The sequence below is a fragment of the Streptomyces halobius genome (genome assembly GCF_023277745.1).
GTDB lineage: Bacteria > Actinomycetota > Actinomycetes > Streptomycetales > Streptomycetaceae > Streptomyces > Streptomyces halobius.
Genome location: NZ_CP086322.1, coordinates 1,588,012 through 1,610,575, shown reverse-complemented (window position 1 = coordinate 1,610,575; position 22,564 = coordinate 1,588,012). Strand labels below are relative to the sequence as shown.

At 70.8% G+C, this 22,564-nt stretch carries 18 protein-coding genes, 1 tRNA gene and 3 pseudogenes; 14 read left to right on the top strand and 8 right to left on the bottom strand.

Annotation, left to right across the window (positions count from 1 at the left end; genetic code table 11):
* Nucleotides 1-400 precede the first annotated feature (400 nt).
* Nucleotides 401-574: pseudogene (locus K9S39_RS07710) on the bottom strand (recombinase family protein); the annotation flags it as partial.
* Nucleotides 575-755: 181 nt separating this feature from the next.
* On the opposite strand from K9S39_RS07710, the pseudogene K9S39_RS07705 reads away from it, so the two are divergent.
* The 6 genes and pseudogenes from K9S39_RS07705 to K9S39_RS07680 form a co-directional block, all read left to right on the top strand.
* Nucleotides 756-1,112 (top strand): annotated as a pseudogene (locus K9S39_RS07705) (MBL fold metallo-hydrolase); the annotation flags it as partial.
* Nucleotides 1,113-1,267: 155 nt separating this feature from the next.
* The gene (locus tag K9S39_RS07700) at nucleotides 1,268-3,229 is read left to right on the top strand and encodes a sensor histidine kinase (protein ID WP_248862583.1); all 1,962 of its coding nucleotides are present in this window, start codon (nucleotides 1,268-1,270) and stop codon (nucleotides 3,227-3,229) included.
* Nucleotides 3,219-3,668: a roadblock/LC7 domain-containing protein gene (locus K9S39_RS07695; RefSeq protein WP_248862582.1), complete on the top strand. Its 450-nt coding sequence runs from the start codon at nucleotides 3,219-3,221 to the stop codon at nucleotides 3,666-3,668. Before K9S39_RS07700 ends, K9S39_RS07695 begins: the two co-directional genes overlap by 11 nt.
* A gap of 2 nt (nucleotides 3,669-3,670) precedes the next feature.
* The gene (locus tag K9S39_RS07690) at nucleotides 3,671-4,075 is read left to right on the top strand and encodes a DUF742 domain-containing protein (protein WP_248862581.1); all 405 of its coding nucleotides are present in this window, start codon (nucleotides 3,671-3,673) and stop codon (nucleotides 4,073-4,075) included.
* Complete coding sequence (locus K9S39_RS07685) at nucleotides 4,053-4,673, top strand: GTP-binding protein (RefSeq protein WP_248862579.1); 621 nt, start codon at nucleotides 4,053-4,055, stop codon at nucleotides 4,671-4,673. Before K9S39_RS07690 ends, K9S39_RS07685 begins: the two co-directional genes overlap by 23 nt.
* Complete coding sequence (locus K9S39_RS07680) at nucleotides 4,670-5,311, top strand: GAF domain-containing protein (RefSeq protein WP_248862577.1); 642 nt, start codon at nucleotides 4,670-4,672, stop codon at nucleotides 5,309-5,311. The genes K9S39_RS07685 and K9S39_RS07680 overlap by 4 nt, the downstream gene beginning before the upstream one ends.
* A gap of 43 nt (nucleotides 5,312-5,354) precedes the next feature.
* Here K9S39_RS07680 and K9S39_RS07675 read toward each other — a convergent pair whose 3' ends face one another.
* The gene (locus tag K9S39_RS07675; protein WP_248862576.1) at nucleotides 5,355-6,659 is read right to left on the bottom strand and encodes an acyl-CoA dehydrogenase family protein; all 1,305 of its coding nucleotides are present in this window, start codon (nucleotides 6,657-6,659) and stop codon (nucleotides 5,355-5,357) included.
* Nucleotides 6,660-6,966: 307 nt separating this feature from the next.
* Nucleotides 6,967-10,212, bottom strand: coding sequence for an amidohydrolase family protein (locus K9S39_RS07670; RefSeq protein ID WP_406707886.1), 3,246 nt, complete (start codon nucleotides 10,210-10,212; stop codon nucleotides 6,967-6,969).
* 238 nt (nucleotides 10,213-10,450) lie between these two features.
* Between K9S39_RS07670 and K9S39_RS07665 the strand changes: the two genes are divergently transcribed.
* Nucleotides 10,451-11,365, top strand: a complete 915-nt coding sequence (locus tag K9S39_RS07665; protein WP_406708129.1) for an alpha/beta fold hydrolase — start codon at nucleotides 10,451-10,453, stop codon at nucleotides 11,363-11,365.
* Nucleotides 11,366-11,769: 404 nt separating this feature from the next.
* On the opposite strand, the gene K9S39_RS07660 is transcribed toward K9S39_RS07665, so the two are convergent.
* The 3 genes from K9S39_RS07660 to K9S39_RS07650 all read right to left on the bottom strand — a co-directional run bounded on the left by K9S39_RS07660 (nucleotide 11,770) and on the right by K9S39_RS07650 (nucleotide 13,908).
* Nucleotides 11,770-12,672 (bottom strand): transketolase family protein, encoded by a 903-nt coding sequence (locus K9S39_RS07660; protein ID WP_248868636.1) that lies wholly within the window; start codon nucleotides 12,670-12,672, stop codon nucleotides 11,770-11,772.
* A gap of 92 nt (nucleotides 12,673-12,764) precedes the next feature.
* Nucleotides 12,765-13,487: a transketolase gene (locus K9S39_RS07655; RefSeq protein WP_248868634.1), complete on the bottom strand. Its 723-nt coding sequence runs from the start codon at nucleotides 13,485-13,487 to the stop codon at nucleotides 12,765-12,767.
* Between the two features lie 127 nt (nucleotides 13,488-13,614).
* Nucleotides 13,615-13,908 carry a YiaA/YiaB family inner membrane protein gene (locus K9S39_RS07650; protein ID WP_248862573.1) on the bottom strand — a complete coding sequence of 98 codons (294 nt, stop codon included), beginning with the start codon at nucleotides 13,906-13,908 and terminating at the stop codon, nucleotides 13,615-13,617.
* Between the two features lie 166 nt (nucleotides 13,909-14,074).
* Between K9S39_RS07650 and K9S39_RS07645 the strand changes: the two genes are divergently transcribed.
* The 6 genes from K9S39_RS07645 to K9S39_RS07620 all read left to right on the top strand — a co-directional run bounded on the left by K9S39_RS07645 (nucleotide 14,075) and on the right by K9S39_RS07620 (nucleotide 20,451).
* Nucleotides 14,075-14,151: transfer RNA gene (locus K9S39_RS07645), tRNA-Pro, on the top strand.
* A gap of 862 nt (nucleotides 14,152-15,013) precedes the next feature.
* A complete protein-coding gene (locus K9S39_RS07640) occupies nucleotides 15,014-15,511 on the top strand; it encodes a helix-turn-helix domain-containing protein (RefSeq protein ID WP_248862572.1) in 498 nt (165 codons plus the stop codon).
* Nucleotides 15,501-16,211: a hypothetical protein gene (locus tag K9S39_RS07635; RefSeq protein WP_248868632.1), complete on the top strand. Its 711-nt coding sequence runs from the start codon at nucleotides 15,501-15,503 to the stop codon at nucleotides 16,209-16,211. The genes K9S39_RS07640 and K9S39_RS07635 overlap by 11 nt, the downstream gene beginning before the upstream one ends.
* Nucleotides 16,204-17,424, top strand: a complete 1,221-nt coding sequence (locus tag K9S39_RS07630; protein WP_248862570.1) for an MAB_1171c family putative transporter — start codon at nucleotides 16,204-16,206, stop codon at nucleotides 17,422-17,424. Before K9S39_RS07635 ends, K9S39_RS07630 begins: the two co-directional genes overlap by 8 nt.
* 194 nt (nucleotides 17,425-17,618) lie before the next feature.
* Nucleotides 17,619-18,863, top strand: coding sequence for a cytochrome P450 family protein (locus K9S39_RS07625; RefSeq protein WP_248862569.1), 1,245 nt, complete (start codon nucleotides 17,619-17,621; stop codon nucleotides 18,861-18,863).
* Nucleotides 18,864-19,059: 196 nt separating this feature from the next.
* Nucleotides 19,060-20,451, top strand: coding sequence for a D-alanyl-D-alanine carboxypeptidase family protein (locus K9S39_RS07620; RefSeq protein ID WP_406707885.1), 1,392 nt, complete (start codon nucleotides 19,060-19,062; stop codon nucleotides 20,449-20,451).
* A 21-nt stretch (nucleotides 20,452-20,472) separates the two neighbouring features.
* Here K9S39_RS07620 and K9S39_RS07615 read toward each other — a convergent pair whose 3' ends face one another.
* Nucleotides 20,473-21,045 (bottom strand): DUF309 domain-containing protein, encoded by a 573-nt coding sequence (locus tag K9S39_RS07615; protein ID WP_248868628.1) that lies wholly within the window; start codon nucleotides 21,043-21,045, stop codon nucleotides 20,473-20,475.
* Between the two features lie 575 nt (nucleotides 21,046-21,620).
* Between K9S39_RS07615 and K9S39_RS07610 the strand changes: the two genes are divergently transcribed.
* Nucleotides 21,621-21,818, top strand: a complete 198-nt coding sequence (locus tag K9S39_RS07610) for a hypothetical protein (RefSeq protein ID WP_248862568.1) — start codon at nucleotides 21,621-21,623, stop codon at nucleotides 21,816-21,818.
* Nucleotides 21,819-22,378: 560 nt separating this feature from the next.
* Here K9S39_RS07610 and K9S39_RS42855 read toward each other — a convergent pair.
* Nucleotides 22,379-22,531: pseudogene (locus K9S39_RS42855) on the bottom strand (IS5 family transposase); the annotation flags it as partial.
* Nucleotides 22,532-22,564: the final 33 nt, after the last annotated feature.

Sequence of the window (22,564 nt, the reverse complement as noted above, 5' to 3'; positions counted from 1 at the left end):
GTTGAGTTATTGAATCCCATTACCCCCGTCATGTGTGCGCATTTCTATTAGTTCATTCACGCACGCCACCACGCACAACGGCACAAGATTCGGGCGGAATATCGCACCGGTCACGGGCATGTGTAGGGCCATGCTCAACGTCTGGAGACACCGCCTCTCCGTTGCCGAGTGAATGAACTGTCTGGGGTGCCGGAGCTGTGCGGCTCTTGGTCGGCCATGCATCGCCCAGGCATTGGCCATGCACTGATCACGAATCCATAACGCCTGACTGAGGCTCGCCATCCCCATCAGGAAAGAGTCCGCAAAACGCTCGGGAATATTGACCACGAAACGTGTCGTAGTGAGTACGGGCTGTGTGGCAAGTCGCGCAGAAATGTGACTAGCGGCACGTGAAAGCCCCTTCTCGGGCAACGCCGACAACGCGGCAGCCTCGCATGAGGGCGAAGCGGCGAAGGTCCAACTCCTGGCGGACGGGGGAGGTTGTCTCGTCGGTGAGGACCGAAAGGCGGATGGAGCGGAGGGCTCGTGGAGCATCCGCAGGGAGGGGTGATTCCCGCTGCCGCAGCTCTTCCAGCTCCCGCAGCTCGGCGTCGGACCACTGTGAGTCAAGCAAGGCCAATCCCAACTTTTGGTGTCACTTGTGACGTAGGCGTTAAAACCCACATCCGTGACACCTGGGTGAACCTGCGTTGACGTGGACGCCCGGCCATGCCCACACATGTGACAGCCTTGTCGGCGTCTACTTGGTATGGATATGGCCGGACATCCATATGACCCCCGAGGAGGGACTGCGCGCCCACGCCGATCTCTCCGGCGGCAGTCCCGCCGGCGTTTTGCTGCCGATCCAATGGGGCACGTTCAACCTGGCGCCGCATCCGTGGTCCGAGCCCGTGGAACGCACGGTCGCGGCGGCGCACCGCTGGGGCGCGAAGGTGGCCACACCACCCCCGGGCCGGCCGTTCGAGCCCGCCGGTGAGCCGGTCGTGGATCCGTGGTGGCGGGCGGTGGCCGTGCCTCCCGTTCAGGGCTGGCCGAGTTGGCCGGGGGCGCGCGTCGCGCCGTCGGGCACGACGGAAGACAACCCGTCGGAGGCGCCAACTCCCTCTGCCTGAATGGCAGTTCGGATTGTTTCGCACGACAGTGCCACGCCGCCCACCTACGGAGGTGGCGCGGGGTAGCGAAACCCCGAAGTCGGTCGGAACCCCACCCCGGCAACAACTAGCGTGCGTGCTCCGCGAACTGCCAACGGCCGATCCGGAGGGCGCAGATGCCTACCGCTTTCCCTCTGGGGACGCAGTCGTCCCAGGAGGCTCAGAAGTCCCCAGGGGCTCAGGGTTCCCCGGGGACTGCCCCCATACCTTCCGCCACGAGGGAGCGGGAGCAGGAGGGCGGACGGCACGGCCGGGCCTCGTTCCCCGAGTCGGCCGCCGACGCGGCGATACGGTCCCGGCTGGTCCGGCTCACCGCTGTCCCCTGCCTGCTCGTCGCCGTCACATGCGCCGCCGTCGCCGCCTTCGTCGTGCAGTCCGGCGGCGCCCAGCTCGGCAGCCGCGAATGGGCGGTGCTCGCCGGCGGACTGACGCTGATCTGCGTCATCGTGCTCACCGCGGGCGCGGCCGCCAACTCCGAGGCCCGCGCCACCGGCGACCGCTACGCCCGCCTGCGCCAGGTCTGCGCCCGCAGCGAGTCCGACCTCTACGACCTGCTGGACCGCGTACGACAGGGCGATTGGACGCCGCACCGCGAGCCCGACCCGGAGCTGGTGCCCACCGGCGACACCCTCGATCTGCTCGCCCACGAAGTGGCCGCCGCGGGCCGGGCCGCCGAGAGCGTGGTCATCGACGCGGTCGCCATCGCGCGCGGCGACGCCACCGGCAGTGAGCAGAAGGTCGAGGTCTTCGTGAACCTCGCCCGGCGGCTGCAGTCCCTGGTGCACCGTGAGATCGAGCTGCTGGACGAGCTGGAGAACCAGGTCGAGGACCCGGATCTGCTCAAGGGCCTCTTCCACATCGATCACCTGGCCACCCGTATCCGCCGGCACGCCGAGAACCTCGCCGTCCTCGGCGGCGCCGTCTCACGCCGCCAGTGGAGCCGCCCGGTCAGCATGACCGAGGTGCTGCGCTCCGCCATCGCCGAGGTCGAGCAGTACCCGAGGGTCAAGCTCGTTCCGCCGATCGAGGGCACCCTGCGCGGCCACGCCGTCGCCGACGTCATTCACCTGCTCGCCGAACTCGTCGAGAACGCCTCGATCTACTCCGCCCCGCAGACACATGTCCTGCTGCGCGCCCAGCTGGTCACGGCCGGGCTCGCGGTCGAGGTCGAGGACCGTGGCCTGGGCATGTCGGTGGAGGAGCAGTCCCGGATGAACGAACTGCTGGCCGATCCCGAACACATCGATGTCGCCGAGCTGTTGAGCGACGGACGGATCGGTCTCTTCGTGGTCTCCTCGCTGGCCCGCAGGCACGGCATCGTGGTGCGGCTGCAGAGCAATATCTACGGCGGTGTGCAGGCCGTGCTGGTGCTGCCGCAGGGCCTGCTCGGCGAGGACTGCGGGCAGGCGGCCGGCGCCCGTACCGGGTCCCCGGACAGCGACCCGGCACGCGACCACCAGGACGGCTATGACGACTGGCAGGACCTTTGCCACGAGCTCCGTCACGAGCCGGACGACCCAAGCCCGCACGCGCCCGCCGGTACCGGCTCCGACCACGCTCTCGAAGCGCAGCAGCAGGGCCACGACAACCGGGCGGTCACCGCCCACACCGACCGCGTTCCCGGCTCCGGCACCACCAACGGCCCAGCGGTCCATGCCCGTGGCGCCATGACCGCCTCCGACGACCATCCTGCCGACCCCGGCCCGGTCGTGCTGCCGCCCCCGCCGCCCGCCCCGCTGGACAACAGCGCCCGGCCCCGGCTGCCCCGCCGACGCAAACAGCAGCATCTCGTCCCCGAGCTGCGCGGCGACCCGATCCTGCCGTCCGCCACCCGCGGTACGGCCCCGGAGCCCGAGCCGGACCCCGGTCTGATGGCCGCGTTCCGGCGCGGCTTCAGCCTCGCCGACGAGAGCTACGCGGCCGGCGCCCACTCCCGGAACACCGCCGGCGGCCATGGCAGCACCGCGGGCCGGGGCGGCGACCGGAGCAGTGCCGACGGCAATGACCCGCTCTACGACCGAGACCACGACACCCCCACGCCCCGTCCCCGAGGAGACGACCTCCACCATGGTGAGTGATGTGCACGCACAGCCGCATGCGACGGCCCAGCGAGGTCAGCACACCGACCTGTCCTGGCTGCTGACCGGACTCGTCAAGCGCGTACCGCATGCCCGCAGCGCGCTCCTACTGTCGTCCGACGGCCTCGTGAAGGCCGCCGACGGCTTCGACCCGGACAGCGCCGACCACATGGCCGCCCTGTCCTCCGGTCTCTACTCGCTCGCCCGCAGCACCAGCGCGCGCTTCGGGGACGGCGAAAAGGTCCTCCAGGTCGTCGTCGAGCTGGAGTCCCAGTTCCTGTTCGTCTCCGCCGCCGGCTCCGGCGCGTGCCTGGCCGTCCTGGCCGGGCGCGACGCCGATGTGGCGGTGCTCGCCTACGAGATGGGCATGCTCGTCAAGAGCGTCCGGCCGTATCTGTCCACCCCCGCACGCCAGCAGGCACCGGCGGGCGGTCATTGAGCATGACCCTGAGTCGCCGACAGCGGCACAGCGGCCAGGACGCACCGTGGTACGACGACCAGGCCGGCCGGCTCGTCCGGCCGTACACCATCAGCAACGGACGGACCCGCCCCACGGCGCACTTCGACCTGATGACCATGGTGATGGCCACCGGACGGCGGCCGGCCTCCTGCCAAGGCCCGGACTACGCCCAGGTATTGGCACTGTGCGGGAAGCCGGTCTCGGTGGCCGAGATCGCCGCCCACATACGGCTGCCCGCCGCGGTCACCAAGGTGCTCCTCGCCGACCTCGTCGACTGGGGCGCGCTCACCGCGCGCGCCCCCGCGGCCGTTGCGGCAGGGCCCGCGTCCCGTACCGACCGAGCCCTCCTTGAGGCGGTGTTGAATGGACTTCGCAAACGACTGTGACCCCCAGGCCCCTGGAGATCCCTCGCCCGACCTCTTCCCGACCGCGCTCAAGATCCTGGTCGCGGGCGGCTTCGGGGTCGGCAAGACGACCTTCGTCGGAGCGGTCAGCGAGATCGAACCGCTCAGCACGGAGGAGCTCCTCACCCAGATCAGCATCGGCACCGACGATCTGGCGGGCGTCGAGGACAAGAACACCACCACCGTCGCCATGGACTTCGGGCGAATCACCCTCAGCCCCGACCACGTCCTCTACCTCTTCGGGACACCGGGCCAGGAACGCTTCTGGTTCATGTGGGACGAGTTGTCCCACGGCGCGCTCGGCGCGGTCATCCTCGCCGACACCCGCCGCCTGGACCAGTGCTTCGCCGCCGTCGACTTCTTCGAACGGCGCGGTATCCAGTTCATCGTCGCCGTCAACGAGTTCGACGGCTCCTACCACTACGAACCGGACGAGGTCCGCGTCGCCATAGACCTCGAACCGGAGATCCCGGTCGTGCTCTGCGACGCCCGCCAGTGCAGCTCGGCCACCCACACCCTGGTGTCCCTCGTCCGGCATCTGCTCACCCCCGCCCTCGCCGCGTCCCCGGAGCTGCCATGAACCACCCCGTCTCCCGCCTCCCGTACACGTCCTACGACCCGACGCGCCATCTGCTGCTCACACCCCAGGACGACGAGGCCCCGGCGCGCGTCGCCCGGCTGCGCGCCCTGGGTATCGGTGACTCCCCGCTGCCCGCGTTCGACGCGTTCGCGCGTGAACTGGCGCGGACGACCCGGGCGCCCTACGCGATGGTCAACTTCATCGACGAGCACCGACAGTACTTCGCCGGGCTCTACGCGCCCGCCCAGGACCGGGCCGTCGAGCTGGGGCCGGCGCCTCCCAGCGCTCAGCCGGGGCGGGTGATGGCCCGCGATCACGGCTACTGTCCCCATGTCGTGGTCCGCCGCAAGGCCCTGGTCCTGGAGGACGTCTGCGACTACCCCCGGTTCGCGGGCAACCCCGTCGTCGACGAGATCGGCATCCGCTCCTACCTCGGCGCGCCGCTGATCGACCGTACGGGCATGGCGCTGGGCACGATCTGTGTCGTGGACCTCGAACCGCGTCCCTGGGGGCGGGAGGGGCTGGCGGTGATCAAGGGGAAGGCCGCCGAACTCGTCGAGCGGATCCACCGGATGGAGATGCGGCAGAACGGTGAATCCGGATCCGATGCAACCGGATCTGAAGCATCCGGCGTCTGATGCGCCCTGATCCGTCGCTCACCTGAAGGTCCTGATCCGTCGCTCACCTGAAGGGCGCGAACCAGGAGCGCCGCCCCGCGGAGGGGCCGGTGCGCCGGTCCGGCACGGCGACGCCCGCCTCCTCCGGGGTGCCCACGTCGTCCTCCTCGGGCCGTTCGCACGGCTCCAGCCGCAGCAGCTCCGCGAGCCGGCTGGACCACTCGCCCTTCGCCTGGCCCAGGGCCAGCTCGCCCAGGCGCAGCAACTGGATGTCGGAGGTGCCGGCCGGGGCGAAGATATGGTGCGCGTCCCGGAGGAAGCGTTCCACCGGCCGGTCCGTGAACAGCCCGCATGCGGCGTGTATGTCCATCGCATCCTGCGCCGACTCCAGCGCCGACTCCACATTGACCAGCTTGGCGTTCATCAGTTCCGCGTCGCACGGCAGGCCCTGGTCCAGCAGATGCACCGCGTGGTACGCGGACAACCGGGCGAGCAGCAGACGTGACTGGATGCGCCCGAGCTTGAGCTTGATGTTGCTCAGGTCGGCCAGCGGTCTGCCGTAGCGCTGCCGCTCGGCACAGAACCTCGTGGTCTCGTCCAGCACGGCCTGATGGATGCCCAGCGAGACAGCCGTCAGATTGGGCCGTCCGTACAGCACGCTGGAGGAGTACGCCACGGACAGCCCGTCACCCTCGCGGCCGAGCAGATTCGCCGCCGGGACCCGGCAGTCGTCGAAGAAGAGCTCGCCGAAGCTGAAGCCGTGCAGCCCCATGGCGGGCTTCTGTTCGCCGACGCGGAAGCCGGGGCTGCCGGACTCCACGAGGAACGCCGACAGTCCCTTGGAGCCCTCGCCGGTGCGGACGACCACACCGTGCAGATCACCGACATGACTGTTGCCGACGAAGATCTTGCGGCCGTTGAGGAGGTAGTCGTCGCCGTCGCGGACCGCGGTGCTCTCCATGCCCAGCACATGGCCGCCGGACCGTGGTTCGGTGACGGCTATGGTGGGCAGGCAGTCGCCGGAGGCGATGGCCGGCAGCCAGGTCTTCTTCTGCTCCTCGTTCCCGAAGTGGACGATCTTCGCGACGCCCAGCTGTGATGCCTGCACCATCGCGCCCATCGCGGCGCTCACCCGCGAGAGCTCCTCGATGATCAGGGTCTTGGCGACATGGCCGGCACCCATGCCGCCATAGGCGCGGTGCACGGTCGCGCCGATCCATCCCTGACGGGCGATCAGCCGCGAAAGGTCATGGCAGACGGAACGGCTCGTCTCCATCTCCGGGACCCGGGGGCGGACCTCGCGTTCGGCGAAGTCCCGGACCCGATGCCGGAGTGTTTCATGTCGCTGGTCGGTGAAATAGCGATGCACGACGAGCCCTCCTCCGATCTTCCCCGCGCTTGTTCGTCCCCGCCTCGCGGACGCCACCGGCGATGCCGTCCGCAGTGGCATTTCGGAAAGTGATCCGGCGCTTACTGCGTGCAATACCCGTTGGCATACCTGCTGCGGACCGTGCAAAACATCAACGGAGGGTGTTTAACGGCGGGTTGAAGCACTGACCGGCTCCTCACCACCCCGTGATCCACGGCGCTTCGCACGTCCTTTCGGTGCGGGGCCGCGCGGTTCCCGGGTTCGTCACGGGAACCGCGCCGGCCCCGTGCCACCCCGAGGCGGCCGGTCAGTGACCGCTGTCGCAGCAGGAGTCGCGGCGCTGTCGCCGGCCCACCTCCAGCCAGTCGACGGCGGACCGCAGGGCGCGGCCGGGCGGTGCGGGGAAGGAGCCGACCAGCTCCCGCTGTTCGAAGAGCCGACCGCCGCGCAGCACGGCCGGTGTCCGCACCAGCGAGTCGAAGTCGGTGAACGGGTCGCCGTCCACCAGCGTCATATCGGCGAGCTTGCCGACTTCCAAGGTTCCCAGGTCCCGCTCCGCACCGAACACCTTCGCGGGCAGCGCGGTCGCGGTGCGCAGGGTCTGGCTGACGCTGAGACCGTTCCGGTGCAGCGCGCGCAGACACAGGTGCAGGCCCAGGCCCACCGGCGTCAACGGCTGGTCGGTGCCCAGCGCGACCAGTCCGCCGCCGCCCAGCACCCGCCGGTATATGGCGACCTCGGTCCGGATGTCGGCCAGTTGGAGGGGCGTGGGACGGTGCCCGGCTTCCTCCCGTACGAGAGCCGCGTCCCAGGGGGGCATCAGTGTCCCCACGCGGGCGTCGTCGGCCAGCGCCGGATCGTCACCGAGCAGTGCCGACGCCGAGAAAGGCGTCGCGAGGAGATGGAAATCGGTGCTTGTGTAGACCTCCTCGACATCCTGGTACGCGTGCCCCGAGCCGGACACCGCACGCCCGAACTCCAGCCGCTGGGTTGCCTGCAGATGTGACGTCAGGTCCTGCCCCGCCTGTATCCCCGGGGTGAGCAGATGGCTGCCCGCCCGGACCCCGAGCCGTTCGTGTGCGAAGCGGGCCGCCTCCTGCATGACCCAGCCCGGCGCCCGTACATACGTCTTGACGAAGTCCCAGTCCAGGGCCGCGCCGCGCGCCAGCGAACGGCGCAGCCCGGCACGCGTCCGGTGCGCCCGCCCCATGCTGTAGGCGACCCGCCCGCCGTCCAGCAGCTCCCCGCAGGTCAGCAGCCGCGGCCCGGCGAGCACACCGGCCGCGACGGCCTCCCGGAGGCGTGCCTGCTCGTAGGAGAAGCCGCCGCAGGAGACCGCGGTGGTGATGCCGTAGGCGAGCTGCAGAGCCGTCTGCCGGCCGCCGTACGTGATCTGCCACGGGTGGGTGTGCGCGTCCCACAGGCCGGGTAGCACGGTCCGCCGGGAGGCGTCCACCCTGAGGACGGTACCGGAGCGGCCCGGCCGGTGCGGTTCGACGGCGGTGATCCGCCCGTCCTGCACCACCACATCGACGTCCTCCCGCACCTCGTCACCGCTGCCGTCCCAGAACCGGCCCGCATGGACGACGGTGTCCCGGGCGCGCGACCCGCGGTGCGCGAGGGACAGCGGCACGGTCCGGGCCGCCCCGCCGGACACCCCGGTCAACCGCAGCTTTCCGGCCGACAGATACAGCAGCGTGCGGGAGTCACCGGACCACGACGGGTGGTCGGCGCACTCGTCGGTCAGCCGGCGGGGCGCACCGTCCGGCGTGCCGTCGGGCCGCACCGGCAGCACCCACAGCGCGGACTCGGCGATCACCGCCATCCACCGCCCGTCTGGCGACCAGACGGGCCCGGAGTCATAGCGGTCGGCGAGCGAGACATGCTCGGCGAGCGCGTGCAGCCGGGACTCCCCGGTCTCGGTGTCGACGACCCGGATGACGTTGTAGCCCTCACGGAAACGGAGGTTGAGGCGGTTGCGGTCGCAGAACGCCAGATAGCGGCCGTCCGGCGACCAGCTGGGGCGCCCCGGCAGCCCGCCACCGCCCATCGGGGCGGCCAGCACCCGCTCCGTGCCGTCGGCCAGCGTCCGTACGACGAGATTCCCCGACATATCGAGCGCGGCCAGCCGCCCGCCCTCGGGCGACAGCGCCGGCTGCACCCGCCCGCCGGTCGCCAGCGCCGTCTCCTCACCGGAGGCGAGATCGCGGCGGCGCACCGCGAACAGCCCGTCCCGGTCGTCCGCGTACACCAGCCAGCGGCCGTCCCGGGACCAGCTCGGCGCGGAGACATAGCGGGTGGCGGCGGCGTGCACGATCCGGCGCGGCGCACCACCACCCGAAGTCGGGGCCAGCCAGAGCGAGTTGAGTGCGGCAAAGGCGACCTTGCGGCCGTCCGGGGAGAGCGCGGGCAGATGCACGCCGCGCACCGGCCGCGCACCCGTCCGCTCGAAGTCATAGTCCTTGACGCGGTACTCGGAACGGTCCAGCGGCAGCTTCGCGGTGAACGGAATGGTCTCGGCCCGTCCGGGCGCATCGGCCTCGACGATCCGGAACTGCCCCCCGACCGTCAGCAGTAACGCGTCCCGCGAGACCCAGCGCGGCGGCACCGGCTCCACATCCCCCTCGACCGCGAGCGGCGCACCGTCCACGACAAGGGTGCAGGTGGGGCCCGGACGGTCGGTGGTGCGCAGATAGGCGAGCCGGCCGGCGGGGGAGAGGGCCGGCGTCATCACCTTGGCGTCCGCCGCCTCGGTGTGCTCGGTGCGCACCGCGCCGCCGCCGTCGGCGGGCACCGACGCGACCGTACGGGAGAGCAGCGCGCCGTCCGCCACCGTGCCGCGCACGAACGTGATCCGGGAACCGTCCGGCGACCAGCAGGGGTCGAAGTCCTCCCAGGCCCCCTCCTGATGGGGCCCGTCCTGACCGGGCAGCCCGGTCACCCGGGTCAGCCGCCTGGTCCGGACCTCCAGCACCCAGATCCGGTACGGGCCGCCGGCCACCGCATCACCGCCCCGCTCCGAGGCGAACGCGATCCGGGTCCCGTCCGGCGACCAGGCGGGGCCGCGGTCGTCCCACGGCCCGTCGGTCAGCTGCCGCAGATCCGAGCCGTCGGTACGCAGCGTCCACAGATGGAAGTTGCCGCCCCGGTAGGCGCAGACGGCGATCCGGCGGCCGTCGGGGGAGTACACCGGCCGGGTGGGTTCCAGGTCGGGCGGGGTCAGGGCGACCGCGTCGCCGCCCGCGCGCGGCAGTGACCACAGGACGTTCTGTATCTCGGCGATCAGCCGGTCGCCGGACGGGGCGAGGCTGCCGGCGCCGTTGGTGGCGGCGGTGAAGGAGAGCGCAGCGCCGGACGCCGCGGCGGCGGGCAGTGCTGACGCCTCGGGGACGGCGACTCCGGCCAGCCCTGCCGCGGCGGCGGCCGAAGCCGTGCCCTGCAGAAATCTGCGACGGGTCAGGGACGTCAGGTGGGGGGACGCGGCGATGGGGGAGGCCGGGGCAGGGGACGAGGGGCTGGGGGACGGGCCCGCTATATGATCCGTGGTGTCCAACTTTCCTCCTGGTGCAGGGGGTTGCGGCACAGAGCCGGAAACGAACGCCTGATCGTGTCACGACGGGTACGTGCGCGGGCAATCCTGCTCGCGCGCCCCTTGGCGCTCCGGCGCGAGGAGGGAGAGAGTGGGCGGGACACCCGGGGACCGTGATCGCGGACCGCCGTCCGCCGCGACACTTCGTCAGCAACCGCCCCACCGTTCAGGAGATGACGCCATGGCCGACACCCCGCAGCCCATGCAGCCGGACTTCCACCAGGCCCCCGACGGCGCCCGCATCGCCACCTACAGCTGGCTCCCGTCGTCCGGCAGGCCGCGCGCCCTCGTCCAGATCGCCCACGGCGCCGCGGAACACGGCCGGCGCTACGACCGCTTCGCGCGCTTCCTCGCCGGACATGGCTATGGCGTCATCGCCTCCGACCACCGGGGTCACGGCGCCACCGCCGCCTCCACCGGAGGCCGCGGTGTGGTCGGCGAGGACGCCTGGCGGGCCATCGTCGCCGACCTCAAGGCCATCGGGGACCACGCGGCCGCCGCCCACCCCGGCATCCCGCTGGTCCTCCTCGGTCACAGCATGGGCTCGATGCTGGCCCGCGACTACGCCCAGGAATACGGTGCGGACCTCGCCGGACTGATCCTCACCGGGACCTTCCGCACGCTGCCGGGCGTGGAGCTCGACACCTCCGTCGCCGAACTGGAGGCGGAGGTCGCCGCCCACGGCCGCACCCACCTGTCCGCCTTCATCCCCCGTACCTTCAGCGCCTTCAACGACGCCTTCACCCACCGCACCGGCTTCGAATGGCTCTCCCGCGACGCGGCCGAAGTGGACCGCTATGTCGCCGACGAGGACTGCGGATTCCCGTTCTGCGCGGGCCTGGCCGTCGACTGGGTACGGGCCATCCGCAAGATCAACGACCCCGGCAACCTCGCCCGCATGCCGCGCGGACTGCCCGTCCACATCGCCGTCGGCGATCAGGACCCCTGCCATCAGCGGATGACCCTGGTCTACGAACTGCTGGAGGACTTCCGCTATCTCGGCACCCGCGACCTCACCTGGACCGCCTATCCGGACGCCCGCCACGAGATCATCAACGAGACTCATCGCGACGAGGTCCAGAACGACCTGCTGGCGTGGCTGGACAAGCGCATCTGAATCTCCTGGCATCGAGTTCCGCGGCGCCGGGTTCCCCTCGGCGAGTTCCCTGGCGCCGGCTTCCTGGCGCTGGTCCGGTGCGGTCCGAGCGGTCCGGGCGGCCGTTGTCAGTGGGGCCGTTGTCAGTGGGGGCCGTTACCGTCGGGAGCATGGTCACCGTCGGCGATGTCCTCATGTACGCGGCGTACGTGCTGTGCGCGGCGTGCGCGATGTATGCGGTGTACGCGATGTATGCGGTCTACGCGCTCTCGCCGACGCCCGACAGCCGGCCACCCCCGCGCCAGGTTCGCGGACGCGTGCTGCCCCAAACGCCGGAAGAGAGAAGTCCGTTGACGGTCGTGAGCCACGGTGGGCGGACTCCCGCCGCCTCACCGGCCTCACCGGCCTCACCGGTTCTACCGGTACTACCGGCCCAGGAATCCGGTAATGCGCTCGCGCAGGCTGTGCGGATCGAGGCCATGCCCCGCCAGATGCTCGTCGAGCTGCCCGTAGCGGCGCAGTTCCTGGCGGCTGACGCCGAGTCCCAGCACCCGGTGCGACCGGTCCAGCAGCGCCTCGTTCACAAAACGCGTCGAGGTCCCCGCGTGATACGGCTCCACGGTCACCACATCCGCTTCCCCGGCCGCCCCGGTAGCCGCCCGCAGCGTCTCGGCGTCGAAGGGGCGCACGGTCGTCGCGTACAGCACCGTCACATCCAGCCCCTCGGTCGCGGCGAGCACCGGGTCCAGCATCGGCCCGACCGCCACCACGACCCCCTGGCGCCCCTCCCGCAAGGTCCGGAAGCGGGCCCCGTCCACCGGCCGCGGTGCCTCGTTGGCCTGCACCGACAGCCGTACATACACCTTGTCGTCGCCGGCCGCGGCGGCCTGCCGCAGCAGGATCTCCGCCTCATCCGGATGGCCGGGAACATGCACGGTCCAGCCGTCCAGCGTGTCGAGCAGGCCGACATCGCCGGGCGCCATATGGGTGAAGCCGCCGCTCGGCCAGTCGTACGAGCCGCCGGCACTCACCAGCACCCCTCCCACGCCCTGGTGGCCGAAGTCCAGTTTCACCTGCTCGAAGGGGCGCTCCACGAGGAAGCTGGCGAAGGTGTGCATGATCGGGCGCAGCCCGGTGAGCGCCAGCCCACCGCCCACTCCGACCAGCAGCTGTTCCCTGATGCCGACATTCACCACCCGCTCCGGATGCCGTTGTGCCGCGTCGGTGAAGCCGTCCTTGCCGATCTCGGCGAGTACGACCGCGAGCCGCGGGTCCTCGTCCAGCAGCCGCGAGGTGACCGAGGCGAACCGCTCACGCATGGTGTCCATCATGGAAACCCTCTCGAAGTCTTGGTCGGAATAAGGGGTGTTGGAGTAATCGGAATGCGGGGAGTCGGAGTAAGGGGGAATGACGGGGCCCGTCATGCGTCCTTGGGTTCGACGCGCGCCACCACCCCGTGCGGACGGCCCGGGTGCGGCGCGCTGAACGCCTCGTACAGCGCCTGGTGGTCGCGGCCGTCGACAGTCGTCGCGGACCAGCCCGCGGCCTCGAAGCGGGAGGCGATACCGCCGCGCCATCCGTGTGTGGCGGAGGAGTTGTCGATGACGAGGGTATGCAGCCGCTCCAGCCCGGTGGCGCCGGCGTAGGCAAGTGCCTCGTGGTTGCTGCCTTCGTCGAGCTCGGCGTCGCCGATCAGCACCCAGACGGCCGGTCCGGTGCGTCCTTGCGCCCGCAGCCCGAGCGCGGTGCCGACGGCCAGCGGCAGCCCGTGCCCCAGCGATCCGCTGCCGATCTCGGCACCGGGCACCAGCACCCGGTCGGGGTGGTGCCCGAGCGGGGAGTTGTACGCGCCGAAGCCGGGGAGCCAGTCGACGGGGAAGAAGCCCTTCGCGGCGAGCACCGCGTAGTAGGCCATGGGGCCGTGCCCCTTGGAGAGCAGAAACCGGTCCCGCTCCGGGTCGGCGACGGTGGCGGGGGAGGCCCGCAGCACCCGGTCGTAGAGGACCCAGAGCGCGTCGAGGGTGGAGGTGGCGGCCGGGCCGTGCTTCTCATCGCCCGTCATCAGGCCCATCAGGCCCGGCAGTTCATGGAATCCGGGAGAGGTGGACGTGTCCGCCGTGGGCGCGCCCATGCCCGTACCCATGCCCGTGTCCCTGGCCGTGCCCGTGGTGGTGTCCGTCGTCGCGTTCGTCATGCGACAGAGACTGCAACCTCAAGCATGCTTTAGGTCAAGCGGGGAACCGCGGGAGCTCTGGGCCCTCGCCCCGGAGTCAGACCTGCCCCGGCTTGAACACGTCCTGCTCGATGAGGATCTTGTCGATCCGGGCCTTGTCCACCCGGTTCGTCACCTCCGCGACCTCCTGGCGGTCGCGTACGCACTTGGCCAGGGTGAATGCCGAGGACACCACGAAGATCAGGCCGAGTGCGAGAAACCCGCGCTCCCAGGGCCCCACCGGCAGCTTCAGGATCCCGATCATCAGTGCCGCCAGCGACAGCCCGAACGAGATCGCGGCCTGCACAAAGAACGCCGTGGTCGTCGGCCGCTGAATCGATGGAGTAGTCATGCGCGTAGCGTGGCGGCACCGTGACGCGGGCGCATGAGTACGGGTACTCATTCCGGCCGGGGCCCGACCGTCGCACCGCGCCGGAATATGGCAACACCCACCCTCTGACATGCGGTATTGTTCTCTTGCGCGGTCAGCCGGGGAACCTCCCGGCCAGGGCCCGCATCGGGACGTGGCGCAGCTTGGTAGCGCACTTGACTGGGGGTCAAGGGGTCGCAGGTTCAAATCCTGTCGTCCCGACCAGCGTTTTGCAGGTCGGAGGCCGTTTCCTCGCAGGAGGAAGCGGCCTCCGGTCATGCTCCGGCGTCGTGACACGCCTTTCTCCTTGATCGCGATGCCTGTGAGGTTGTAGATCTTCCCCTCGTCGGATTCCGCCTCCGGGCGGTGGAGCGCCTGTACCTGCACGGCGAGCGGCGTATGGGGTGCGAGAGCGTGCTCCTTCTCGGGCGACTGATGGGAATGCGTCCGCTCTTGCCGCCGTCGTCCACGCCCCTGCGTCAGAGTGCACAAGGCGGAGCCGGCCCTCGCCGGTCATCGTCGCCTCACGCGCAACAGCCGGTTCTCGGCCCTCGTACTTCCGCTGAATGGCTCCTCGTACGGAAACGTCCTGGGGCCTCCTGGGTGAGCCGGGCGGCGACTTCCCCGTACGCGACGAACGAACAGCTGAAAAGGTGTTTCCGCGATCTCTCGGAGCGCATCGGTCTATTGGGACACTAATGAATAAACCACGCCATCAGGGCTGGTGCCCGTCAGTCGCCCACAGGTTTGCGCGTTTTCTGCGGGGTCGGCGACCGCCTCGACGAGTGCGCTCAACTCCCGGTTAAGTCGGGGGAGGTCGGGCGATCCTCACTGACCGTATGTGGACTGGTGCAGCGTGTTCCCGCATGACAGGATGGACATAGCGGCCCCGGTGGCCTTAACTGCTCGTTGGGTCTTGCTTGTTGGGCCCTGCCGTTCGGGTGGCGATGCGGTGGCGGAGCCTGGGGGCCGGTGAAAACCCGTGGCGCCCCCGGCAATTCCGGGGAATATGGGGGGCTGTCGCGCCGTTGGAATCGCCGGGGGCGGAGCAGTCCGTAGCAGTGGTACGCGTTCAAGGGACGGTGGCATGGCAGTGGGGGGCGACGGTCGGTCCAAGGGGGCGGGCAGTGTGCTCGCGGAGCGGCTGAATCATCTCTTCGCCAACATGCATCCGCCCGGGGCCCCGTACACCAACTCCTTTGTTGCCGAAGAAATCAGCGGCGGGGCGGCGGAGTACGGCGGGGTGAAGGTCACCGAGCAGTATCTGTCGATGCTGCGCAATGGCAGGCGTACCAATCCGAGTCCGGAGCTGCTGCGCGCGCTTGCCAAGTTCTTTGCCGTTCCCGTCGGTTATCTGCTGGGCGATCTCTCGCAGCCGCAGGCCGCGCGTGTGGAGGAAGAAGTCCGCTTTCTCGCCGCCATGCGGGACCAGCGGGTACGCGCCATCGCGCTGCGCTCCGTCGGGCTTCCGCCGGAGGTGCAGGACAGCCTGACGACGATCATCTCCCAGTTCCGGCAGCAGATGAATCTGCCGGCCGATCGACCGGAGCAGGGTGACCCGGGCGGTGATCAGCATGGTGGGTGACCTGTTACCGACAGCGGAACGCGATCGGATCTTCTACACGTGGCGGCGTACCGGAGCCGAGGACGGGACGAGCATGCGAGTGGGGCGGATACGCAGGCGGTGCAAGCAGCTCATCAGGGAGCTGGAGCTGCCCGCCTCGACCGATCTGCGGGGGATGTGCGACATCGTTGCCACACGGGTGGGGCGGCCGGTCCACATGGTGCCGATGAGCCTGGGCGGTGTGGTCTCGGGCATGACCGCCGCCACGGATGACGGCTACTGGGTCTTCTTCGAGCTCAAGACATCGCCATGGCATCAGGCGCATATCGTGCTGCACGAGCTCAGCCACCTCCTGCTGGGGCATGGTCAGGATCCGGCCATTACCGAGGACGCGCTGCGGATGTGGACGCCGTCGGTCGACGCCGCCACCGCGATGCGGCGGATGGGCCTGACGATGGGCTTCGCCCGGCACCACGGCTATGACAACCTCGCCGAACGGGAGACCGAGGTGCTGGGCACACTGCTGATGGAACGGGTCGTGCCGTCGGCCGGGGAGCGCGAATTCCCCCTGGAGGGGCAGGCGGCGGAACTGGCGGCGGCCCTCGGCCCCGCACTGCAGCACATCCGGCGCCAGCAGGAAGGCCTGCCCGGGGACGCCGAGGAGATCGGCGCGAGCGGTGGCGTCACCAGGGCGGACGGCGGCGGGGGGCCGCGTGTTTGACGTCATCTACCTGTGCTTCGCGGCCGTCGCCTGGGTGCTCGTCGGCTACAAGGCCGTCGCCTGGTTCCGTGACCGCGGCAACACCGACCTGGGACTCGCCTGTGTGATGACCGGCGGTGTGGCGACGGTCTTCCTCTTCTCCGCGCCCGGCCTCTACCGCGGGTTCGACCGGCTGGTCGGCGTGGCCAACCTCGCCATGGTCTTCCTCTACTCCTCCGTCGTGGTGTTCGCCGCGGGCGCACTGGTGTTGCTGCTGCGATGGACGGCCGGTGAGGGGGACACCGCCCGGGCCCGCGCCCGGAGCAAGGCACGCGCCACGGTCGCGGGTGTGGCCGCGCTGTGGGCGGTGGCGATAGCCGGCTTCGCCGTCGGCCGGCCGGACGCCGTCGAGCATCCCCGGGACTTCAGCACCGCCTACACCGACTCCCCCGGAGTCATGCTGTTCCTGGTGCTGTATTTGGCCATCTTCGGATCGAGCCTGGCGGGCCTCGGCACGCTCTGCCCCCGCTACGCCGCACAGCTCGGCCGGTCCTGGCTGGGGCACGGCCTCCGGGTGCTGGCCGTGGGCTGCTGGCTCGGCCTGGTCTACTGCGCGTGCAAGGTGATCGGCTTCGTCCTGTCCTGGGCGGGCCATGAAGCGCTCTGGCTCTCCAACGGAGTGGCCCCGATGAGCGCCTCCGTCGCGGCGATCCTCGTCCTCACCGGATTCGCCCTGCCGGCCGCCGGCCCACGGGTCGCCGCCTGGCGCCGGCTGCGCCGTCTCTCCCCGCTCTGGCGGACCGTCACCGAGCAGACCCCCGAGGTCACGATGGAACGGCCGTCCTGGTCCGTACGGTGGCCGCTCGCCGACCTGGAGTGGCGGGCCAACCGTCAGATGGCCGAGATACGCGACGTCCAGCGTGGCATCCGCCGCCATGTGGAGTCCGACGCCGTCGACATCGCGCGGGAGCGGGCCCGGGCGGTCTCGCTGGACGACCGGCAGCTGGCGGCCGTCGCCGAGGCGGTCGCGCTCCGCCGTGGGCTGGAGAACCACGCGGTGGGCCATGCGCCCGCCCACGCCGCCGACAGCGTGGTGGTCGCAGGCAGTGCTCAGCCGGACGAACTCGCCGAGGAATACGAGCATTTGGCGCTGGTCGCGGATGTCTACCACTCGCCGCTGGTCGAGACGGTGCTCACCGAGCTGAGACAGCGCAGCTCGGTGTCCCGCAGCTGACCGGCGGCATCCAGACGCGGTGGCCCGGCACGGGGGTCCGGGCTATCCGCGCCACAAGGGCGGCATCGGCCCGTGAGGGCCGATGCCGCCCGCGTGACAACCGGACGGCCCGGGGACCACGCGGTCCGCCAGACAGACCGTCCGACAGACCGCCCGACCACCCGTCCGGCGCGCGCCGTCTACAGTCGGACTTCATGCAGAACACCGCCGAGACCGGCCCCGATGCCCCCATCGACGTGACCCCCCTCCTCGACGATCCCTACGCCGCCTACGCCGCTCTGCGCGAGGCGGGACCCGTACACCGGATCACCGGCACGGACGGGAACCCCGCCTGGCTGGTCGCCCGTTACGACGACGTCCGCCACGCGCTCGCCGATCCGCGGCTCTCCCTGGACAAGCGGCATGCCGCGCCCGGCGGTTTCCGCGGCTTCGCACTGCCGCCCGCGCTGGACGCCAACCTGCTGAACATGGACCCGCCGGACCACACCCGGGTACGCCGCCTGGTGGTCAAAGCCTTCACCCCGGGGCGGGTCGACGCACTGCGCGAGCCCGTACGCCGGCTCGCGGACGAGCTGCTGGACGCCATGGCCGAGCGCGGCCGCGCGGACCTGATCGCCGACTACGCGGGACCGCTGCCGATCACCGTGATCTGCGATCTGCTCGGCATCCCGCAGAACGACCGCCGGGACTTCCTGGTCTGGTCGGACGCCCTCATCACACCGGACCCCGGCCGGCCGCACCTGATGAAGGAGGCGATCGGATCGATGCTGGAGTTCTACACCCGCCTGATCGCGGCAAAGCGCGCGGAGCCCGGCGACGATCTGCTCTCGGACCTGATCGCGGTACGGGACGAGCCGGGCGCGGCGGACCGGCCCTCCGGCGCGCAGCCCGGCGGCGACCGGCTCACCGAGGACGAGCTGACCTCGCTCGCCTTCCTGATCCTCTTCGCCGGCTACGAGAACACCGTCCACCTCATCGGCAACGCCACCCTGACACTGATCGACCACCCCGAGCAGCTCGCCGCGTTGCGTCGTAATCCGGCCGAACTGCGGCCCGCCGTGGAGGAGTTCCTCCGGTACGACGGTCCCGCGCCGCTGGCGATCCGCCGCTTCCCCAAGGAGGATGTGGAGATCGGCGGCGTACGGATCCCCGCCGGGGACAGCGTGCTGCTCTCGATCGCGTCCGCGAACCGCGACCCGGGCCGGTTCTCCGATCCCGACACGCTGGACCGCGGCCGTGACCTCTCCGGGCACCTCGCGCTGGGGCACGGCATCCACCACTGCCTCGGCGCACCGCTGGCCCGTATGGAGGCCGAGACCGCGCTCGGCGCGCTCATCGGCCGCTTCCCGGGGCTGCGGCTGGACATCCCGCGTGAGGAGTTGCGACACCGGCGGGCGCTGCGTTCGCGTGGCCTGATTTCGCTCCCCGTGACCTGGTAATCGGCACACGAACAAGTTTTTGACGCGCAACCGCTGCCGAATGCGGTACAAAGGTGTTGAGCCCGCCCGGTGTGCATCCCCCGTCGCACCGGGCGGGCCTTCTTTGCACCTGCGACACACAAGCGCGCGGCGGCCTCCTTGGGCCGACTGGCGCACCCGCGCTGCGGGGTCTGGGGGCCGTTCTTAGCGTGACGGCATGGCAATTGACGCGCGTGTGTCCAAGAAGGCCGGTGCGGCAGCGGTGATCGCGGTGGCCGGTGTCTCGCTGATGTCCCCGCCGGCCGCCGCTCGTCCGGACCGGCCGACAGGCACGCTGCTCGCAGCGGCCGACATGGCGACGACCGCCACGCCCGGCGCGCCGCGGTCGCCCCGTGGGCTGTCCGCCCTCTCCTGGACGGTGGCCGACGCGGACACCGGGGACATCCTCGCCGCCAAGAAGCCACACCGCAGACTCGCCCCGGCCAGCACCATCAAGACGCTGTTCGCGGTCACCGTCCTGCCGAAGTTCTCGGCCGGTGCCGTCCACCGGGTCAAGGCCGCCGATCTCGAAGGCATCGGCGTCGGCAGCAGCCTCGTCGGCGTCCAGCAGGGCCACCGGTACACCGTCGGCGACCTGTGGCGCGGCGTCTTCCTGCCCTCCGGCAACGACGCCGTCCATGTGCTGGCCTCGATGAACGGCGGCTGGGAGGAGACCGCGCGCGAGATGCAGAAGAAGGCCCGTGAGCTGGGGGCGCGCGATACGACCGTGAAGTCCCCGGACGGGTACGACGCGCCCGGTCAGGTGTCCTCGGCGTACGACCTGACCGTCTTCGCCCGCGCCGGGCTCGCCGACGAGGACTTCGCGCGCTACTGCCGCACCGCCCGCGCACGGTTCCCCAGCAAGGGCGGAGCCAAGATCGAGAACACCAATCGCCTGCTCACCGGCTCGCACGGCGTGCCCCGCTACCCGGGCATCATCGGCGTCAAGACCGGCTACACCACCAAGGCCGGAAACACCCTGATCGCCGCCGCCCGGCGGGACGGCCGCACCCTGCTGGTCACCGTGATGAACCCGCGGTCGGGGGAGACCAACGCCGTCTACAAGGAAGCCCGTTCGCTGCTCAACTGGGGCTTCCGGAACATCGACACGGCCCGCCCGGTCGACACACTGCCCAGCTTGCGTACCGTGCCCGCCACCCAGGCCCACCACGACAAGCCCCGCACGGTGGCCGCGCGGGCCGGCAGGACCCCGGGGGTGACCAGGGCGGGGTGGACGACCGGGGCCGGGGGGAGCACCAGGGCCAGATGGATCACCAAGGCCGGGGGAATCACCGGGACCGGAGGGATCACCGGGACGGGGCGGAGCCGCCAGGCTGTACGGACCGGCCATGGGGTGCGGACCGGTCACACCACCGGGGCCGCGAACGCCGTCCGTGCCGTCCCGGGCACCGCCCAGGCCGGTGCCCGGGACGGCGCCTACTATCGCCCCGCCATCGCCGCGTGTACCGGCATCGGCTCCGCCCTGCTCGGCGCCGGTGGCGGCCTGCTCGCCTGGCGGCTCCGAGCCGGGCGGAACCGCCGTGGGGCGCCAGGGGACCGGACCTCGTAGCGAACGGCGCGGCCGCGCGCGTCACCCCTCGGCGACAGGGCCGGAGCCGGCCTCCCCGCCGACGGAGCACAACCGGGGCGCCATGGCGGCCGCGGAGACCGGTTCGCCCGGATGCTCGCCCATACGCTCCGTCAGCTCCCGGGCCCACTCCGCCAGTCCGGTGACGCGGATCCCGTACGGGGCGGCGTCCGCGTACGGCGCGATGGCGGCCGTGCCCCGCTTCAGCAGCGCCGCGGCACCGGTGGGATTGCCGCGCGCGGCATGAGTGAGGCCCACGGCGAGCTGGGCGAGCCCGCGCCACAACTCGCGCTCCTGCTCCGGCGCGGCCTTCCAGGCGTCCTCCAGCACCTCGTGCGCATGGAACGGCATCCCGGCGTCGAGCAGCCGCTGCGCCTCGGCGAGCGACTCCGACGGCCTACGGGGAACGCCCTCCGGCTGCCGGGCCACGCCCGGGGAGCCGTACGGCAGCGGGCGCCCGAGCCCGTCGCGCGGCCGGGCGCTGCGGGCCCGGCCCTGCTCGTCACGGTCCCGGCGCGGAGCGCGGCGACGGCCCGGTGCGGACGGCTGTGTGGACGGGGGAGCCGACGTGGGCAAGGAAGCCGACGCGGGTGAGGGAGCCGACGTGGGCCCGGTGCGTGCCGGTGCGGTGTCGGCCCTGGCACCGCACTGTTCGCACACGGCGCTGCCGGGCCGTTCGCGGATCCGGCCGCAGGTGTCACACACCTGGTCCAGCCAGTAGGCCGGATCACCGCCCGAGCCGTCGAAGCCGCCGCTGCTGCCCCGCTCGCCGGACCGCTCGTTCATATCCTCCATGTCCTCCGCATCGCTCACCCTTCGATTGTGCGCCGTGTGCTGCGCCCGCGCGTCGCCGCGCCATGCCGTGCCTGAATCGCCGTCCTGAATCGTCGTGCCGTGCTCGGACTCGTACCGCCACGCGATTTCGTGCGCCGGGCTCGCAGCGTCATGTGATGTGGTGCCGTGCCATCCTTGCCCTGGTGCTCATGAGCATCCAGAACGGCGGCAGCAGAACGCGCGGGCCCGTACCGTCGTCCCGGAGCAGGATTCCACCAGCGCGGCCGGCAGGAGCCGGCCTATGGCCTCCTCGGCTGCGGCGATCGCGGCCCGCTCGGCGGGCCGTGACCGGCGCGTACGCGGCGAGCCCTCTCTCCATGCGGACCCAGGATTCGGTAATCGACGGCGTCATGCGATCGATGGTGCCACCCGCCACTGACAACGCCGATGGCGCCGATGACGCCGATGGCGCCGATGACGACGATGGCGCCGATGACGACGGTGTTGCCGAGAACGCCGACGACCCCGATGACACCGGTGACTCGATGAAGCGACGCGGTCAAGCCACACGGTGAAGCGACGCCGTGAAGCGACGCGATGGAGCCACGCGGTGGAGCGGCGAGACAAAGCGACGTGCCCGGGGCCCTGTGGCCGCGCCCCGCCGTGGAGATGCCGACCGCCCCGCCCGTGGAAAATCCGGGCAGCCCGCCGTGGGAAACGCCGGGCGCTCGCCACGGGAATGACGCCCAGGCCCGCCGCGTGGCGGCCTGCAGGGGGCCAGACTGATCTCGGTTTAGGTCGTGGTGACCGTTTTGCTGGTTCGGGTTCGCCAGGTCGGTGTGGATTCGCTGGTCGGCGCGCGGTTCATGGTGTGCGACATGGCCCAGTGGATCATGGCTCGGGAGCGTTGGGGCAGGGTTTCGTCGTCGCGGGTCAGGCGGCGATGTTGCATCAGCCAGCCGAACGTGCGCTCACTCACGCAGCGTTTGCGCTGGGGCTGGAACCCGGAGCGCGACGGACACTTCACCACCTCGACGTCGATGCCCAGGCGGGCCCCGTGGTCGATGACGGAGCCCTGGTAGCCGCCGTCGCCCCGGACCTTGCCCACGCTTCGGTATGAGACGGCAAGCTGGTCGTAGAAGATCGCGTTCACGATCTCGCGCAGGTCGTGCACCCGGGCCGCCGTGCCGGGCCCGGTCCGGGCGGTCCGCCAGGCGGTGAAGACCGGTTCGGTCAACGCCCACCGGGCATCGGAAAGATCACCGCGGTACGGACGGCGAGCACTCACACTCCGTGCAACGACAGTCAACACCGACAGTCA

What these genes read in the sequence shown, in the direction of transcription:
- K9S39_RS07685 (WP_248862579.1), top strand. Translation starts at nt 4,053, where the DNA reads ATGGACTTCGCAAACGACTGTGACCCCCAGGCCCCTGGAGATCCCTCG.
- K9S39_RS07660 (WP_248868636.1), bottom strand. Translation starts at nt 12,672, where the DNA reads ATGGACACCATGCGTGAGCGGTTCGCCTCGGTCACCTCGCGGCTGCTG.
- K9S39_RS07620 (WP_406707885.1), top strand. Translation starts at nt 19,060, where the DNA reads ATGGCAATTGACGCGCGTGTGTCCAAGAAGGCCGGTGCGGCAGCGGTG.
- K9S39_RS07655 (WP_248868634.1), bottom strand. Translation starts at nt 13,487, where the DNA reads ATGGGTACGGGCATGGGCGCGCCCACGGCGGACACGTCCACCTCTCCC.
- K9S39_RS07650 (WP_248862573.1), bottom strand. Translation starts at nt 13,908, where the DNA reads ATGACTACTCCATCGATTCAGCGGCCGACGACCACGGCGTTCTTTGTG.
- K9S39_RS07610 (WP_248862568.1), top strand. Translation starts at nt 21,621, where the DNA reads ATGCGGACCCAGGATTCGGTAATCGACGGCGTCATGCGATCGATGGTG.
- K9S39_RS07665 (WP_406708129.1), top strand. Translation starts at nt 10,451, where the DNA reads ATGCAGCCGGACTTCCACCAGGCCCCCGACGGCGCCCGCATCGCCACC.
- K9S39_RS07690 (WP_248862581.1), top strand. Translation starts at nt 3,671, where the DNA reads ATGACCCTGAGTCGCCGACAGCGGCACAGCGGCCAGGACGCACCGTGG.
- K9S39_RS07695 (WP_248862582.1), top strand. Translation starts at nt 3,219, where the DNA reads ATGGTGAGTGATGTGCACGCACAGCCGCATGCGACGGCCCAGCGAGGT.
- K9S39_RS07700 (WP_248862583.1), top strand. Translation starts at nt 1,268, where the DNA reads ATGCCTACCGCTTTCCCTCTGGGGACGCAGTCGTCCCAGGAGGCTCAG.
- K9S39_RS07635 (WP_248868632.1), top strand. Translation starts at nt 15,501, where the DNA reads ATGGTGGGTGACCTGTTACCGACAGCGGAACGCGATCGGATCTTCTAC.
- K9S39_RS07625 (WP_248862569.1), top strand. Translation starts at nt 17,619, where the DNA reads ATGCAGAACACCGCCGAGACCGGCCCCGATGCCCCCATCGACGTGACC.
- K9S39_RS07680 (WP_248862577.1), top strand. Translation starts at nt 4,670, where the DNA reads ATGAACCACCCCGTCTCCCGCCTCCCGTACACGTCCTACGACCCGACG.
- K9S39_RS07640 (WP_248862572.1), top strand. Translation starts at nt 15,014, where the DNA reads ATGGCAGTGGGGGGCGACGGTCGGTCCAAGGGGGCGGGCAGTGTGCTC.